This window comes from Dyella japonica (genome assembly GCF_040545895.1).
Lineage (GTDB): Bacteria > Pseudomonadota > Gammaproteobacteria > Xanthomonadales > Rhodanobacteraceae > Dyella > Dyella japonica_D.
In genome coordinates, this window is sequence record NZ_JBEPMU010000003.1 from 556,583 (window position 1) to 569,654 (window position 13,072).

Consider the following 13,072-nt stretch of genomic DNA (forward strand, 5'->3'; position numbering starts at 1 on the left):
TGACGACGTCAATAGTGGCTGATGAAATGCGCCATCGTGTGATCGAGTGCCTTGCGCCAGCGCTGTTCCAACGCAACATCGAACTCGGGATCGTGCTCGCGTATTGCCACCAGCAGGCTCTGCGTCCAGTACGGATAAAGCGCTGGCGGCACGGGCGCGCGACCGCCGCGACTGTGCGCACACGCCATCTGTTCCATGGTGCGCTTGGTCAGCGTGCTGCCGCCCGCATGCGCGATGGCCGCGCTGATGCCACGTCGCAATGCGACGTGCTGCTTGCTGAAGTCGGTGTCCTTGAACAGCTCCGGGACATCCGGATGGCTGGCCATGAATATCTCGTAGAAGCGGGCGATGAATTTCCCGTGCTGCAGGCAGCGGCCATAACTGGTCTGCAGATCATCGAAGGTGTCGCTCATGCATGCCTCGACCATGGACGAGAGTCGTCCGAAGCGTTGGCACGCTAACACGCAGCAGCGGCCTCCCTGCCCTGCCATGTCGCCGCAAGGACACGACCTGCCGCAGGCCTCCTGCGTTGACGGCGCATCCACCTGGCCACGCACTACGATCGGGTGACACCTGCCAGTGGATGATTGCCATGCATCACAGCCGACTGTGCACCATCGTGATCGATTGCGAGACCGACGACCTTGCCGGCGCCGCCACCTTCTGGAGTCATGCGCTGGGCAAATCCATCGTGACGCTGGATGAGGACGGCGACGGCAAATACGCCAGGCTGGCCACGGCGGACGACGAGCCCATCATCCTCTTGCAGCGCGTGGCGCACGACAGCCGCGTGCACCTGGATATCGAATCGGACGACCTCGAAGCCGAAGTGCAGCGATTGGAAAAACTCGGCGCCACACGCGTGAGCCATATGCACGATCGCTGGTGGGTCATGCAGGCGCCCAGCGGCCACCGCTTCTGCGTGGTTCGTCCGCAGCGCGAACGCTTCGGCCCTCACCTTAATCGTTGGGAATGACGGGCGACGCTACGGCGACCGCTTCAATAGTCGCGAATATCGAGCGCAACGAATCCGCGCACGCTGTAGCCTGCCTCGGCGGCAGGCCAGGTCAACGACGCCAGCAGGCGATCACCCGCGGGCCAGGCGGCGTTGTCCAGCAGCGCCTCGGCCGTGACGGTGCCGTCGTCGGCACGTCGGTAGAACAGCCGCACCCAATGCAGTTCCGGATTCAACGACTCGTTCTGCAGGGCGGCCCGAAGCTGCGACATCAATTCGGCAGGCGGTTCGATGCCGTCCTTGCTCGAGAGCCACGGACCCACGAAGACATCCCAGGTACGAATGCCGAAGTCCCAGCTGTGCAGCTGCATGCGGCGATCGTCGGTGACGTACCAGCACGCTGCCAGCAGCACATGGAACACGCCGTGCTCGAACGCGCGCAAGGCATCGAGGCAACCGGCTTCACCGCCGCCGATGCCGGCAAAGCTTTCCTCGATGTGACGGTCTTCGCTCAGCACCACGTCGACGTCCAGGCGTCCGGGCTCACCCGCTGCGCCGTCGAACCAGCTGGCGCGCACGGCGGGAAAATCGCCGTCGGTCATCAGCCACTCTTCATCCGGCTCCAGCTCGACGTCATGGCGTTCGAACAGGCGCAGGAGGTAACGCTGGAGATCGGTGTCTTGCATCGTCGTTTCCTGTCTTCAGCGCGCGTGCGGGCGCCACACCAGCTGGCGCACGATCAGCGCCAGCACCAACACCACCACGCAGGCGCCATAGCCGTAAAGCGCCGGCAGCACCTGCTGCCAGATGGCGCCGCTGGACGGACCGTACTGGCCCACCGTGGGAACCGTCGCCGTATCGAAGGCCGTGCTCGCGCATTCCACGGCAGCGAAGGCGGCGAGCAGCAAGGCCGCCACGTCGAAGTAACGGCGCAGGCGAGTGCGCGGCAGGTTCTTGGGATAGGACCAGAACGCCCAACCCAGGATCAGCAGCCACGGCGCGAGCAACAGGATGGCCAGGTAACGCATGCGTCAATTCACTCCACGAGGGCCAAGCGCGCTTTATTCCTGCGCGGCCAGTTGATCGAGCGCGCCGCGCAAACGGGTGAGCGCTTCATCGCGTGCCTGCTCGCCGTCGTAGTCCGGCGTGGCACCCACTTGTTCACCATCGATCTCGAGCACCAGCGCCTGCGGCTGCACCTGGACCACGGCAGACAGGCTGCCCAGTTCCTTGATGCGCTTTTGCATGACACCGGCGGCCTTGGGATCGGCGAACGAACGCGACAGCAGCAACTCTTCCCCGTCAGCGGAAAACAGCCGGAAGCGAAAACTACCATCGGCATCGCGGAAACTGGCGAAGCGCGCTGATTTGCCGCCCTTTGACGCTGGCGCCTTCGCGCCGTTGGCCTGCGGCGCCACCGACACGCCCGAGCGCAGGCCGATCGCATCGCGCAGCTCGGCGATCTTCGGTGCGGCGATGGCGCGCGCCTTCTTGGCGCCTTCCTCCAGGATCTCCTCGATCACCGCGGGACGCGCGATCAGTGCGTCGTAGCTTTCGCGCATCGGCGCCACGTCCACTTCCAGGCGCTCGAACAACACCTGCTTGGCTTCACCCCAGCCGATGCCGTCGACCAGAGCCTGGCGGAACGCAGTGGATTCGGCTTCGCTGGCGAATGCGCGGAAAATGGTGAACAGCGAGGAGCTGTCCGGGTCCTTCGCTTCGCCCGGCAGGCGCGAGTCGGTGACGATGCGCATGATGGAATCGCGCAGATGCTTCTGGCCACCGGCGAACAGCGGGATGGTGTTGTCGTAACTCTTGGACATCTTGCGGCCATCGAGACCCGGCAGCGTGGCCACCTGCTCCTCGATCACCACTTCCGGCAGCGCGAAGAATTCGCGTCCGTAAATGTGGTTGAAGCGCTGCGCGATATCGCGCGCCATCTCGATATGCTGGATCTGGTCGCGCCCCACCGGCACCTTGTTCGCGTTGAACGCGAGGATGTCGGCAGCCATCAGCACCGGATACATGTAGAGGCCGGCGGTGATGCCGGCATCCGCGTCTTCGCCCGTTTCGGTGTTCTTGTCCACCGCCGCCTTGTACGCATGGGCGCGATTGAGCAGGCCCTTGGCGGTGACGCAGGTGAGGAACCAGGTGAGCTCCGGAATTTCCGGAATATCGGACTGGCGATAGAAGGTGACCTTCTGCGGATCGAGACCCGCGGCCAGCCACGTGGCGGCGATTTCCAGGCGCGAACGTTCGATGCGCGCCGGATCGTCGCTCTTGATCAGCGCGTGATAGTCGGCCATGAAATAGAACGCATCCACGTCGTCGCGCTTGCTCGCCGCAACGGCCGGGCGGATCGCGCCGACGTAGTTGCCAAGGTGCGGCGTGCCGGTGGTGGTGATGCCGGTGAGTACGCGGGTCTTCATGGTCTCGCTTCTTCGTATCGTTGTTGTTGCCGATTCAATCGGAGTCGCTTCAGCGGATCAGCGTGGATTTGCCGAACAGCGATTCGACAAGATCCACCGCAAGGCGCGCCGTCTGGTTCTTCTTGTCGAAGGCGGGATTGAGTTCCACGATGTCCAGCGAACCGACGCGGCCGGTGTCGGCAATCATCTCCATGCACAGCTGCGCCTCGCGGTAATTCGGGCCGCCGCGCACCGTGGTGCCTACACCGGGCGCAATGCTGGGGTCGAGGAAATCCACGTCGAAGCTGATGTGCAGGTGCGTGTTCTCATCCACGCCGGCCAGCGCTTCTTCCATCGTGCGCTTCATGCCCACTTCGTCGATGTGGCGCATGTCGAAGATGCTCACCTGCGATTCGCGCACGAGGCGCTTTTCGCCTTCGTCCACCGAACGGATGCCGATCTGGCGGAACGCCGCGGCCGACGCGGCCGGCACATGGCCGCCCATCTCGATCAGTTCCTTCGGACCGTTGCCGCATAGGCAGGCCACCGGCATGCCGTGGATGTTGCCCGAAGGCGTGGCATCGGCAGTGTTGAAGTCGGCATGCGCATCCAGCCACAGCACGCGAAGCGTCTTGCCGGTCTCGCGGCAATGGCGCGCGACGGCGCTGATCGAACCGATGGCCAGGCAATGGTCGCCGCCCAGCATGATCGGCAGCCGGCCATCGGCAAGTTCGGCATGGATGGCTTCGTGCACCGACTGGTTCCACGCCACCACTTCGGGCAGGTGGCGATAACCGTTCACCGGCGGCTGCCAGGGGTTGAGCGGACCCTGCAGGTTGCCGCGATCGACCACGTCCAGGCCACGCTTGGTGAGCCGTGCGGCGAGGTTGGCCACGCGCAGGGCTTCCGGACCCATCGAAGCGCCGCGATGCCCCGCACCGATATCGGTGGGAACGCCGATCAGGGAGAGTGCCTTGTTGACCATGAAAACCTGCAGTGTCAAAACCGGAATACGAGTCGTCTTAGTGTGCCAGAGGCAGATGACGTTGCCGCCATGTATCGAGGCTGCCGTCCAGCAGCCGCACATGGGTGTAGCCGAGCGATGAAAGCGTTTCCTGCGCCTTCGCGGCACGCTTCCCGGAGACGCAATACACCACGATCTCGCTGTCACGCGGGACACCGAGCACGCCGGCACGCGAGGCCAATTGATCCACGGGAATATTGAGCGCACCGGCAATGTGGCCATCGCGGTACTCGTCAGCGCCCCGCACGTCGAGCAGCACTGGTGCCTGCCCGGCCTGCTGGCGCTGCAGCAGTTGCCCGGCGTCCAGCGGCGCGTCCGCCGCCGTGGCGGAACACATGCCCGCCAGCATCAGCAGTGCGGCCAGGAGGCCCTTGAGCATGCGGGAAACCCTCGATTTGGTGCCGGCAGCAGGAGTCGAACCCGCGACCTACTGATTACAAATCAGTTGCTCTACCAACTGAGCTATGCCGGCGAAGAGGTGAAGTCTAACAGGCCCCTATGGGCCAACGCCAAAGGCCGTCAGAAGCAGCCGGTGCTGTGGGAACCGACGCCACGCACGCGGTTGCGCCAGTCGGCGTGGCCGTTGTCGGCAATCACCACGTCCAGCCAGTACTCGGCCACGCTTTCGGTGCGCTCGCTCATCTGCGCGGGGAAGCCGGCGGCCACCACCTGTTCGCGGCGGCGACGCGCATTGGCGGGGTCCTTGAACAGGCCCAGCGAGATGGTGTTGGACTGGTCGCCCGAGCTGACGATGAAGTATTCGCCCACGTTTGCTGCAGCGAGGCGGCGACCGAGTTCCAGAGCCTTGTCGCGAGTGCCGCCGCCCGGCAGATAGACCCACCAACCGGTGGTCTGCGTGGTCTGCTCCTGGCGCTGGCGCATGCGCGCTGCCTGGCTGCTGAGTGCGGCGCGTGCGTTGCGCATGTCAGTCTGCGTGGCGAAGGGGCCCAGCGCCATGCATGTATAGGTGTTCGGTCGCGATGGCGGCGACGGAAGCGCCGGTACTGGTACTGGCGCCTGGGCCACGGGCGCCGCGCTGGATGCCGGGCTCGTTGGCGTGGCGGCGGCCATGGATGTCGCTGGCGTTGCCGGTGCTGGCGCGCTGGACGGCGCCGGCGGACGTTCGCTCAACAGATGCAGTTCCGGCACGCCGGCATCGGTGGCGGCGCGACCGTGCACGTCGTCCTGGCCAAGCAGCAGCCATGCGCCTACCGCGATATTGAGTGCGATCAGCAGGACAAAGAGCAGGCGCAGGAACATCGGCGATCCGTCAGGCCATCGGCGGCGAAAGAGCAGGCATTTTAGAGAGCCTGCTCAACGGGTGAATGTGCGTCGGACCACACGGACAATCCACGCAGCACGCTGTCCTGGCTGAGCCGCGACGGATGGGCAATCAACGGCGCCAGCGATTCTGCGTCGCCGCCGCCAAGGATCAACTGCGGCGCACCACCCAACGGCCCGGACATATGCGACACGAAACGCTCGACCAGCGCAGCGGCCGCCTGCCAGCAGCCGGAGGCAACGGCGTCCGGCGTATTGTCTGCCGCTTCCAATACCTTGCCCGGGCGGTCGACCAGCACGCGCACCGTCGCGCCCAGCAGCGACTGCTGCATTAGCTGAGGGCCCGGCGCGATCAAGCCGCCCAGGTGATTTCCGTTGACGTCGAGCGCATCGAGCGTCAGTGCCGTACCGACACCCGCCAGCACGCAGGGCGCGAGGCCTTCGGCACGGGCGGCCACCATGCCGAGGAAACGGTCCACGCCCAGGCGGCCCGGTTCGGGATAGGCGTTGCGCACGCCACAGGCTTGCGCCGGCGTGCGCAACCATGTGGCCGGCCGGTCGAAGCAGGTCGATACCACGGCGGCGATCTGCGCTTCGCGCGCGCTGTCCACGACGGACGCACCGAATACGTCGCGTGGTATCGGCAGGTGTCGCCACGCTTCGTGCAGTACCAGCGCGACCTCGTCGTTCCACGCCACGGCGCCCTGCTCGCTCCAGTGCGCACCCTCGCGCAGCGCCCATTTCAGGCGCGTATTGCCGAGATCGAGCAAGAGCCTCATGCGCGACGCACCGTCACGTCGGCGCTGTCGATGCGATGCATGCCGTCGCCGGCCTGCAGCAGCAAGGCACCGCGCGCATCCACACCGGCGCCCGTGCCTTCCAGCGTGCCCAGCGCGCCCTGCACGTGCAGCGGCTTGCCGCACAACAGGTCGTAGCCTGCGTACTCATCGACGAAAGCCGCAAAACCCTCGCGCTCGAACTGGTCCAGGCCTTCCGCCAGGGCGGCGACCAGGGCGGCGGTCACGCGGTTGCGGTCCGGCGCCTTGCCGGCAAGCGTGGCCAGATCATTCACTGGCTGGCCGGCCTGCTCGCGCAGCGCCGCGGTGAGCCGCACGTTCAAACCCACACCGATGATGGCCGCGCAAGGTCCCTGATATTCACCGCCAAGCTCGACCAGGATGCCGGCGAGCTTGCCGCCGTCGCTCAGCACGTCGTTGGGCCATTTCAGCCCTGCGCCATTGATGCCCAGCGAGGCCAGCGTGCGCATCACGATCACACCCACCGCCAGCGAAAGCCCGGACAGCGCGGCAAAACCCCCATCGAAGCGCTTGAGGCAAGACAGATAGACGTTGAGCCCCGGTGGCGACAGCCATTGCCGGCCGCGCCGGCCGCGCCCTGCGGTCTGGGTTTCCGCCAGCACCATGCTCAGATCTGGGAGATCGGACTGCCGGCGTTGGATCTCACTTGAGGTCGAGTCGATCTCCCAGTGGAGCTCCAGCATGCCCAGGCGCTTGCGCACGTCGGCAGGCAACGAGGCGCGCACGGTGGCGACGTCCAGCAACTGGACGGGCCAGGGCAGGCAATAGCCCGCCGTTCCGCGCGACTCCACCGGCACGCCGCGTGCGCGCAGGGCCTCGATCTGCTTCCAGATGGCGGCGCGGGTGACGCCCGTACGCTCGGCCAACTGGGCACCCGACACCATGCCGCCATCCGCCAGCGCCACCAGCAGCTCCTGCGCCTGCATTACGCCTGGCTCCGGAGTGCTGGGCGCGCAAGGAGGAAAAGAGATGTGGCCAGGAGACGTGACATCCATCGATTCTAGCCTGCCGGCATGGCGCATCGCAGGCCACGCGGTCGGCGAAGTCCCATGACTTCTGGGACTCGCAACCCTTGCGAGAGGGTTTCGCAGGCACTGGTATCGCTGGGATTTTTCTGCCAGCATCCAGCTCTTGGATTGCGGATCAAGGGGTTGAGCCGCCATGGGCGTCGGGAAGTTCTTGATTGGCTGTGTTCTATGCGTCGGCAGCGTTGGTGCTGCATCGGCCATGGACGCGGACGCCCAGGATCTCGGTGCCATGCAGCGCTCGGTCGACAGTGGCTCCGGCAGCCACGACGGCGCGGGCGGCAGTGGGGGCGATGCCCTTGGCCTGTCGCGCGAAGCCAACAGCAACCCGAGTCCGGCTTCTTCCTCATCCAGTGACAACTGCCCGACCACGACTCCGGCCCGCGCGCCGCGGAGCCGCCAGAACCGCATCGGCTGGCAGTCGTTGTTGCCGGGCTCCATCCAGTAACGACGGCAACTCGTGTCGGCTGCCTGGTGGCGGCGCCTCCGCGCCTATGTAACCCCTCCCCCGCTTGCTGCAGAGCCCTGGCGCATCGCGCTGGATGGCTGTCCGCTTGCGCAGCGCCTTGATGCCTCCCGCCAGAACGAACTGCGCCGCCTGGTCGGCGTGTTCCTCGCGCGCAAGCGTTTTCTCGCCCTGGCCGGTGCCGAACTCTCGGATGCAACGTGCGCCCTGATCGCCATGCAGGCCTGCCTGCCCGTGCTGCGGCAGGGTCCACGCACCTTGCGCGGGTGGCGCGACATCCTGGTGTATCCGGGCGAATTCCGCGTCAAGCGCAGTCACCACGATGATCGCAGCGGCGTGGTCACCGAAGGCGACGACGTCCTGATCGGCGAGGCGTGGGAGTACGGCCCGCTCGTGCTCTCGCTTGCCGACGTGCAGCTCGACCTCGCGCAACCATGGGACGGCTACAACGTCGTGGTGCACGAGATCGCCCACAAGCTCGACATGCTCGACGGCCCGCCTGATGGCGTGCCTCCGCTACCGCCGAGCATTCCGCGCCGCCAGTGGATCGTGGCCTTTCAGCGCGCCTTCGACCTTCTGTCGAACGACGTGGCACGCGGGCGCGACACGCTCATCGATCCCTACGCCGCGGAAAGCCCCGACGAATTCTTCGCCGTCGTGAGCGAACTGCATTGGTCGCAACCGTCGGTATTGCGTCGTGCTGACGCGACGGTGGCCGGATTGCTCGAGGCCTACTACGGGCCATCGTCAGCACCAGCGTGATGGGTTCAATCAGCCCGGCGGAAACTTCACGCTGAAGCGCGCGCCATTGAATTCCGGCGAACGATCGACCACCAACTCGCCGCCATAGGCGCGAATGATGTCCTGCACGATGGAAAGCCCGATGCCGTGCCCTTGCACGCGCTCATCGCCACGCACGCCACGTTGCAGCACCGTCTCGATCTTGTCGTCATCGATGCCCGGGCCATCGTCTTCCACGCTCAACCACAGGCCCGGCCGCTGCCGCCCCGCGACAGGACGCATCTTCACCACCAGCAGCACGCGATGGCGCGCCCACTTGAAGGCGTTCTCCAGCAGGTTGCCCATCAGTTCGAGCAGGTCGCCCTGCTCGCCGTAGAACGCGGCGTTGTCGTCGATGTCGAATTCGCACAGCACGTTCTTCGCGGCGTAGACCTTTTCCAGGCTCTGCACCAGATCTTCGGCGTGGCCGGCGATGGGAATGGCCGTGGTGGCAAACGTCTGACGTCCCGATGTTGCCGCGCGCGCCAACTGGTAAGCCACCAGTTCGTCCATCTTGCGCACCTGTTCCAGCACGGGATCACGCAGCACCGATTCGGCAATCGCGCTTTCCAGGCTGGAACGGATCACCGCCAACGGCGTCTTCAAGCTGTGCGCAAGATCGGCCAGCGTGTTGCGCGTGCGCACGCGCTGCTCGCGCTCGCTGTCGATGAAGGCATTGATGCGTTCGGTAAGGCCGGTGAGTTCGAGCGGATATTGATCGCCCAGGTGCTCGCGCTCGCCGCGCTCCACGCGCGACATCTCGTTGGCGACCTTGCGCAATGGCGTGAGACTCCAGCGCAGCAACAGCATCTGTAGCAGGATGAGCATCACGCCCAGCGAGGCGAGCCAGAAGACCAGGCTGCGCCGGAACACCGCGTTGCGTCCTTCGAGCTGGTCTTCGGTCTGCGCCACCATGAAGGTGAGATGCACCGACTTCTTTTCGGACGTGTCGAGCGCCACGCCGTAGATGTAGTAGTACAACCGCCCCATGCGCGTATCGACGGGGCCAACGAACTCACCTTCGCCCGGCGCCAGCGGATGCAGGAAGCCGAAATCGCGACCGATGGCCGAGGGCGATTCCCATTTGAAGCCACCGTCACCAATGGCCACGGCATAGAGGCCCGAACCCGGACGCGAGAAGCTCGGGTCAGGCGGCGTATCGGGCAGCAGCACCTTGCCGGAGCGACCGACTTCGGTGCCGGCGAGGTAGGCCACGACGAAATTCTGCAGACGATCCTGCAGGCCCTTCAGCGAACTGTCGGCTGCGGTGCGCGTGAGCGTAAGACCGACCACGCCCAGGAACGCAGCCAGCACGAAGCCAGTCGCCAACGCCGCGCGCGCCGCCAGTGACAACGGGCGGCGCGGCGGCGGCGGATCATTCGTCTTCGGCTTCGCTGCGAGGGATGGCAAAGCGGTATCCGCGTCCACGTACCGTCTCGATGGGCTTGAGGTTGCCTTCCGGGTCGAGCTTCCTGCGCAGACGGCCGATGAAGACCTCCAGCACGTTGGAATCGCGATCGAAATCCTGCTGGTAGATGTGCTCGGTGAGGTCGGCCTTGGAGACCAGCTCACCGGCATGCAGCATCAGGTATTCGAGCACCTTGTATTCGTAGCTGGTCAGGTCCACCGCCTTGCCTTCCACCGTCACGGTCTGCGCGGTGGTGTCTAGCTTGATCGGGCCGCAGGCCAGCACGGGCTTGGACCAGCCGCTGGCGCGGCGCACCAGCGCGTTGATGCGCGCCAGCAGTTCTTCGACATGGAACGGCTTGACGAGGTAGTCGTCGGCACCGTGCTTGAGGCCTTCCACCTTGTCCTGCCAGCCGCCACGGGCGGTGAGGATCAGGATGGGATAGCGCTGGCCGGCTTCACGCAGCGACTTGATCAGGTCCATGCCCGACATCTTGGGCAAGCCAAGGTCGATGATGGCCAGATCGAAGGGCACTTCGCGTCCGAGGTACATGCCCTCTTCACCGTCCTGGGCCGCATCGACGGCAAAACCATCGCGCTTCAGGCGGGCGGCGAGGGTCTCGCGCAGCGGAGCCTCGTCCTCAACCAAAAGAATGCGCATCAGTGTTTCTCCTTGTTGCTTCCACCGTCACTGGACGGGTTCTTGGTCGGATCGCCGGAAGCCGGCCCTTTGCTGGCATCCGTAGTCACAGTCACCACGCGCACGTGCCCGGTAGGCGTGAGCACTTTCACGCGATGCTCGAAGGAACTGCGGCCCCGCCGCACGGTACTGGCGGACAACACTTTGCCGCCGGTTTCGTGCTGGACCTGGGTGACGGCCTGCTCCAGCGACATGGACGGCTCGCTGGACTGGGCCGCCCAGGCGCTCGCGCCTGTCGACAGTGCCAGCAGCCATGCCAGAGGGCGCAGGGTCGTCTTCATTTTGTTGAACAAGCCCGGGGGTATCGGCGGGGAGCGGTATCCATCGGCGTTCAGACTATGGAATCGCGGCTGAATATAGGCCGGACGAACCTGAACGGTCACGCGGCAATCCGGGGTTGCGCGACGGCCTGCTCAATAAGCGCCCAGTCGGCGCCCGGCAAATGGGCACCCTCGCTCAATCGGCGGCGGAAACCGCGCGCCCCGGGCTCGCCCTGGTACAGGCCCAGCAGATGGCGGCTGATGTGCTTAAGCGCGGTACCCCGGGCCAATTCGGCCTCGATGTACGGGCGCATGCGACGGAGTACGTCGTCACGCTCCGGCATCGGCTCACCGTAGAGCGCGGCCTCGACCCGGGCCAGGACGTAGGGGTCGTGATAGGCCGCGCGCCCCAGCATCACGCCATCGACCCGCTCCAGGTGCGCCTGCACCTGTTCCACGGTGGTGATGCCGCCATTGATCACCACCACGAGTTCAGGGAATTCGCGCTTGAGGCGATACACGCGCTCGTAGTCGAGCGGCGGAATCTCGCGGTTTTCCTTGGGGCTCAGCCCCTGCAGCCAGGCCTTGCGGGCATGCACCACCAACACCTCGACCCCGGCGGCGATCATGGTTTCGGTGAAATGCTGCAGATCGGCGTATTCGTCCTGGTCGTCCACGCCGATACGGCACTTCACTGTGACCGGCACATCCACCGCATCGCGCATGGCCTTCACGCAATCGCCCACCAGAGCGGGCTCGCGCATCAGGCAGGCGCCGAAGCGACCGGACTGCACGCGGTCGGAAGGACAGCCCACGTTGAGGTTAATCTCGTCGTAGCCCGCCTCAGCACCGTAGCGCGCGGCGATGGCCAGTTCCGCCGGCTCGCTGCCGCCCAGCTGCAAGGCCACCGGATGTTCCTGCTGGCTATGTTCGAGTAGGCGCAGCTGCTTGCCGCGCACGAGCGCGGCGCTGGTCACCATTTCGGTATACAGGCGCGCATGCGGCGAAAGCAGGCGATGGAAGTACCGGCAGTGCCGGTCCGTCCAGTCCATCATCGGGGCAACGGTGAGGCGCCAATCGTTCTTTTCGATGGGCGGCTTCGGCGAGGAAATCGAGGTCGACATGAAGGCATTGTACCGGCTCGCCGGGGCCGACAAGCCGCGAATCGAGGTGCTTACACCTCCTAAGCGCCATGACCTACAGAACCCCTGGCCACGAATGTCCAACATGCGGGGAACCATTTACCAGGACGAGTTCCCCCCATGGATTTGAAGAAAACCCTACTGCCGGCGCTGCTGATGATCTCGCTGGCCGCCTGCGACAAGACCGGCAGCAACAGCACCCCGAACACCGACCAGCCCGCCGCAACGCCGGCTCCGGCCTCGACCGCGGCAGCGCCGGCCGCCACCGAGCAGGCAGCTCCTGCCGCGACCGCCGATGCCGGCGACGGCAAGATCGGCATTGCCGAATGCGACGACTACATCAGCAAGGTCAAGGCTTGCCTGGCCAGCAAGGTGCCGGAAGCCCAGCGCGCCATGTTCGACCAGGCCATGAACACCTCGGCCCAGCAGTGGAAGGCCGCCATCGCACAGCCGGGCGGCAAGGAAGCCCTCGCCGCCCAGTGCAAGCAGGCCAGCGACATGGCCAAGCAGACCTACGCCTCGTTCGGCTGCGATCTGTGATGTAAGTCTCCGGACAACGCGTGCCCCACTTTGCCGTGGCCCGTCGAACTGACGGTCGGCGCGGTTGACCAAACCCTCCCAGGCAGCTCCTAGCTGCGGGGAGGGTTCTTTTTTGGGGCTGCATCAAGCATGCAGCCCTGCGCCTCCCGCGCCGCATGCCCCACGCACAACGCCCGGCCCGCAAGGGGCCGTGACGAATTGCCCGCCGCCGCGCGCCCCGCCTTCCATGAACGTGAGGCGAGGGCATGACATAATGCCGCCCTTCG

At 65.6% G+C, this 13,072-nt stretch carries 17 protein-coding genes and 1 tRNA gene; 4 read left to right on the forward strand and 14 right to left on the reverse strand.

Annotation, left to right across the window (positions count from 1 at the left end):
* Window positions 1–8 precede the first annotated feature (8 nt).
* Window positions 9–413, reverse strand: a complete 405-nt coding sequence (locus ABIC75_RS12705) for a globin domain-containing protein (RefSeq protein ID WP_354014220.1) — start codon at window positions 411–413, stop codon at window positions 9–11.
* A 179-nt stretch (window positions 414–592) separates the two neighbouring features.
* Between ABIC75_RS12705 and ABIC75_RS12710 the strand changes: the two genes are divergently transcribed.
* Entirely contained in the window at window positions 593–976 is a 384-nt protein-coding gene (locus ABIC75_RS12710; protein ID WP_354014221.1) for a VOC family protein, read from the forward strand.
* A 23-nt stretch (window positions 977–999) separates the two neighbouring features.
* On the opposite strand, the gene ABIC75_RS12715 is transcribed toward ABIC75_RS12710, so the two are convergent.
* From ABIC75_RS12715 to ABIC75_RS12755, 9 genes are all read right to left on the reverse strand, one after another.
* Window positions 1,000–1,641, reverse strand: coding sequence for a DUF6348 family protein (locus ABIC75_RS12715; protein WP_354014222.1), 642 nt, complete (start codon window positions 1,639–1,641; stop codon window positions 1,000–1,002).
* A 15-nt stretch (window positions 1,642–1,656) separates the two neighbouring features.
* Entirely contained in the window at window positions 1,657–1,983 is a 327-nt protein-coding gene (locus ABIC75_RS12720) for a hypothetical protein (RefSeq protein ID WP_354014223.1), read from the reverse strand.
* Window positions 1,984–2,016: 33 nt separating this feature from the next.
* Window positions 2,017–3,384 (reverse strand): tryptophan--tRNA ligase, encoded by a 1,368-nt coding sequence (locus tag ABIC75_RS12725; RefSeq protein ID WP_354014224.1) that lies wholly within the window; start codon window positions 3,382–3,384, stop codon window positions 2,017–2,019.
* A gap of 49 nt (window positions 3,385–3,433) precedes the next feature.
* Entirely contained in the window at window positions 3,434–4,348 is a 915-nt protein-coding gene (rocF, locus tag ABIC75_RS12730; protein WP_354014225.1) for an arginase, read from the reverse strand.
* A gap of 37 nt (window positions 4,349–4,385) precedes the next feature.
* Complete coding sequence (locus tag ABIC75_RS12735) at window positions 4,386–4,766, reverse strand: rhodanese-like domain-containing protein (RefSeq protein WP_354014226.1); 381 nt, start codon at window positions 4,764–4,766, stop codon at window positions 4,386–4,388.
* Between the two features lie 17 nt (window positions 4,767–4,783).
* Window positions 4,784–4,859: transfer RNA gene (locus ABIC75_RS12740), tRNA-Thr, on the reverse strand.
* A 47-nt stretch (window positions 4,860–4,906) separates the two neighbouring features.
* A complete protein-coding gene (locus ABIC75_RS12745) occupies window positions 4,907–5,647 on the reverse strand; it encodes an SPOR domain-containing protein (protein WP_354014227.1) in 741 nt (246 codons plus the stop codon).
* A 41-nt stretch (window positions 5,648–5,688) separates the two neighbouring features.
* Window positions 5,689–6,447, reverse strand: coding sequence for a type III pantothenate kinase (locus ABIC75_RS12750; RefSeq protein WP_354014228.1), 759 nt, complete (start codon window positions 6,445–6,447; stop codon window positions 5,689–5,691).
* Window positions 6,444–7,412 (reverse strand): biotin--[acetyl-CoA-carboxylase] ligase, encoded by a 969-nt coding sequence (locus tag ABIC75_RS12755; RefSeq protein ID WP_354014229.1) that lies wholly within the window; start codon window positions 7,410–7,412, stop codon window positions 6,444–6,446. The genes ABIC75_RS12750 and ABIC75_RS12755 overlap by 4 nt, the downstream gene beginning before the upstream one ends.
* A gap of 301 nt (window positions 7,413–7,713) precedes the next feature.
* Between ABIC75_RS12755 and ABIC75_RS12760 the strand changes: the two genes are divergently transcribed.
* A complete protein-coding gene (locus ABIC75_RS12760) occupies window positions 7,714–7,959 on the forward strand; it encodes a hypothetical protein (protein ID WP_354014230.1) in 246 nt (81 codons plus the stop codon).
* 12 nt (window positions 7,960–7,971) lie between these two features.
* The gene (locus ABIC75_RS12765; RefSeq protein ID WP_354014231.1) at window positions 7,972–8,739 is read left to right on the forward strand and encodes a zinc-dependent peptidase; all 768 of its coding nucleotides are present in this window, start codon (window positions 7,972–7,974) and stop codon (window positions 8,737–8,739) included.
* 9 nt (window positions 8,740–8,748) lie between these two features.
* On the opposite strand, the gene ABIC75_RS12770 is transcribed toward ABIC75_RS12765, so the two are convergent.
* The 4 genes from ABIC75_RS12770 to dusA are packed head-to-tail and all read right to left on the reverse strand — an operon-like array spanning window position 8,749 to window position 12,248.
* Window positions 8,749–10,167: an ATP-binding protein gene (locus ABIC75_RS12770; protein WP_354014232.1), complete on the reverse strand. Its 1,419-nt coding sequence runs from the start codon at window positions 10,165–10,167 to the stop codon at window positions 8,749–8,751.
* Complete coding sequence (locus tag ABIC75_RS12775) at window positions 10,133–10,825, reverse strand: response regulator transcription factor (RefSeq protein ID WP_354014233.1); 693 nt, start codon at window positions 10,823–10,825, stop codon at window positions 10,133–10,135. Before ABIC75_RS12775 ends, ABIC75_RS12770 begins: the two co-directional genes overlap by 35 nt.
* Window positions 10,825–11,247, reverse strand: coding sequence for a hypothetical protein (locus ABIC75_RS12780; RefSeq protein ID WP_354014234.1), 423 nt, complete (start codon window positions 11,245–11,247; stop codon window positions 10,825–10,827). Before ABIC75_RS12780 ends, ABIC75_RS12775 begins: the two co-directional genes overlap by 1 nt.
* Complete coding sequence (gene dusA, locus ABIC75_RS12785) at window positions 11,244–12,248, reverse strand: tRNA dihydrouridine(20/20a) synthase DusA (RefSeq protein WP_354014235.1); 1,005 nt, start codon at window positions 12,246–12,248, stop codon at window positions 11,244–11,246. Before dusA ends, ABIC75_RS12780 begins: the two co-directional genes overlap by 4 nt.
* A gap of 138 nt (window positions 12,249–12,386) precedes the next feature.
* On the opposite strand from dusA, the gene ABIC75_RS12790 reads away from it, so the two are divergent.
* Window positions 12,387–12,806, forward strand: coding sequence for a hypothetical protein (locus ABIC75_RS12790; protein ID WP_354014236.1), 420 nt, complete (start codon window positions 12,387–12,389; stop codon window positions 12,804–12,806).
* Window positions 12,807–13,072 lie beyond the last annotated feature (266 nt).

Bases quoted from the DNA above. Each gene is read 5' to 3' on its own strand.
- dusA (WP_354014235.1), bottom strand. From the start codon at position 12,248: ATGTCGACCTCGATTTCCTCGCCGAAGCCGCCCATCGAAAAGAACGAT.
- ABIC75_RS12745 (WP_354014227.1), bottom strand. From the start codon at position 5,647: ATGTTCCTGCGCCTGCTCTTTGTCCTGCTGATCGCACTCAATATCGCG.
- ABIC75_RS12755 (WP_354014229.1), bottom strand. From the start codon at position 7,412: ATGCAGGCGCAGGAGCTGCTGGTGGCGCTGGCGGATGGCGGCATGGTG.
- ABIC75_RS12750 (WP_354014228.1), bottom strand. From the start codon at position 6,447: ATGAGGCTCTTGCTCGATCTCGGCAATACGCGCCTGAAATGGGCGCTG.
- ABIC75_RS12710 (WP_354014221.1), top strand. From the start codon at position 593: ATGCATCACAGCCGACTGTGCACCATCGTGATCGATTGCGAGACCGAC.
- rocF (WP_354014225.1), bottom strand. From the start codon at position 4,348: ATGGTCAACAAGGCACTCTCCCTGATCGGCGTTCCCACCGATATCGGT.
- ABIC75_RS12775 (WP_354014233.1), bottom strand. From the start codon at position 10,825: ATGCGCATTCTTTTGGTTGAGGACGAGGCTCCGCTGCGCGAGACCCTC.
- ABIC75_RS12760 (WP_354014230.1), top strand. From the start codon at position 7,714: ATGGACGCGGACGCCCAGGATCTCGGTGCCATGCAGCGCTCGGTCGAC.
- ABIC75_RS12720 (WP_354014223.1), bottom strand. From the start codon at position 1,983: ATGCGTTACCTGGCCATCCTGTTGCTCGCGCCGTGGCTGCTGATCCTG.
- ABIC75_RS12735 (WP_354014226.1), bottom strand. From the start codon at position 4,766: ATGCTCAAGGGCCTCCTGGCCGCACTGCTGATGCTGGCGGGCATGTGT.
- ABIC75_RS12705 (WP_354014220.1), bottom strand. From the start codon at position 413: ATGAGCGACACCTTCGATGATCTGCAGACCAGTTATGGCCGCTGCCTG.
- ABIC75_RS12790 (WP_354014236.1), top strand. From the start codon at position 12,387: ATGGATTTGAAGAAAACCCTACTGCCGGCGCTGCTGATGATCTCGCTG.
- ABIC75_RS12725 (WP_354014224.1), bottom strand. From the start codon at position 3,384: ATGAAGACCCGCGTACTCACCGGCATCACCACCACCGGCACGCCGCAC.
- ABIC75_RS12715 (WP_354014222.1), bottom strand. From the start codon at position 1,641: ATGCAAGACACCGATCTCCAGCGTTACCTCCTGCGCCTGTTCGAACGC.